The following is a 1,436-nucleotide window of genomic DNA, read 5'->3' as shown; positions in this document are numbered from 1 at the left end:
ATCATGTTCGCCACCCTGGTGGTGTTCCTGCTGCTGGGCTTTCCGGTCGCCTTCGCGCTGGCGGCCAACGGCATCCTGTACGGCCTGATCGGCATCGAGCTGGGCCTGCTCACGCCCGCGCTGTTCCAGGCCCTGCCGCAGCGCATCTTCGGCATCATCTCCAACGACACGCTGCTGGCGGTGCCGTTCTTCACCCTGATGGGCCTGGTGCTGGAGCGATCCGGCATGGCCGAAGACCTGCTGGAGACCATAGGCCAGCTGTTCGGCACCATCCGCGGCGGCCTGGCCTTTGCCGTGGTGTTCGTCGGCGCCATGCTGGCGGCCACCACCGGCGTGGTGTCGGCCTCGGTGATCTCGATGGGCCTGATCTCGCTGCCCATCATGCTGCGCTACGGCTACGACCGCCGCCTGGCCAGCGGCGTGATCGCCGCCTCCGGCACGCTGTCGCAGATCATCCCGCCGTCGCTGGTGCTGATCATCCTGGCCGACCAGCTGGGCCGCTCCATCGGCGACATGTACCGCGCGGCCATGGTGCCGGGCTTTGTGCTGGCGGGCCTGTACATCGTGTACATCGCCATCATGTGCGTGATCAAGCCCGCCTCGGCGCCGGCATTGCCGGAAGAGGCGCGGCGTTTCCGCGAGGCCAACGGCACGCGCGGCGGCCGTTCGCTGCTGGTGCTGATGATCATCTCCGTGTCGGTGGCCTGGGCGCTGGGCCAGTGGATGGAGAACGACACGGCGCCGGCCGACGAACGCATCGTGCTCAGCCTGCTGCTGTGGGGCCTGACCGCCTTCGTCATCGCCGTCGTCAACAAGGTGCTGAAGCTGGGCATGCTGTCGGCGCTGGCCGAACGCGTCACCTTCGTGATGATCCCGCCGCTGTTCCTGATTTTCCTGGTGCTGGGGACCATTTTCATCGGCGTGGCCACGCCGACCGAAGGCGGCGCGATGGGCGCGGTCGGCGCCATCGCCATGGCGGTGGCGCGCAGGCGGCTGACGCTGGACCTGATGAAGCAGGCCATGGACACGACGACCAAGCTGTCGTGCTTCGTGGTGTTCATCCTGGTGGGCTCGACGGTGTTCGGCCTGACCTTCCGCGGCGTGAACGGCGACCTGTGGGTGGAGCATCTGCTGACCGGCCTGCCGGGCGGGCAGTGGGGGTTCCTGATCGTGGTCAGCGTGCTGACCTTCGTGCTGGCCTTTTTCCTGGATTTCTTCGAACTGGCCTTCATCATCGTGCCGCTGCTCGGTCCCGTGGCCGACAAGATGGGCATAGACCTGATCTGGTTCGGCGTGATCCTGGCGGTGAACATGCAGACCTCGTTCATGCATCCGCCTTTCGGCTTCGCGCTGTTCTACCTGCGCTCGGTCGCGCCCAAGGACCCGTACCGCGACAAGGTCACCGGCCGCACCATCGCGCCGGTCACCACCGGGCA

1 protein-coding gene is annotated in these 1,436 nt (G+C 66.9%); it reads left to right on the top strand.

Features of this window, described 5'->3' with window-relative positions:
- Positions 1-1,436: TRAP transporter large permease (locus tag ACNA0R_RS27225; RefSeq protein ID WP_415829200.1), on the top strand; the 1,436-nt coding region annotated here is incomplete at both ends.

Source organism: Bordetella sputigena (assembly GCF_965137885.1).
GTDB lineage: Bacteria > Pseudomonadota > Gammaproteobacteria > Burkholderiales > Burkholderiaceae_B > Bordetella_C > Bordetella_C sputigena.
The sequence above is the reverse complement of the archived record's forward strand: the minus strand, read 5'-3'. Positions and strand labels throughout refer to the sequence as shown.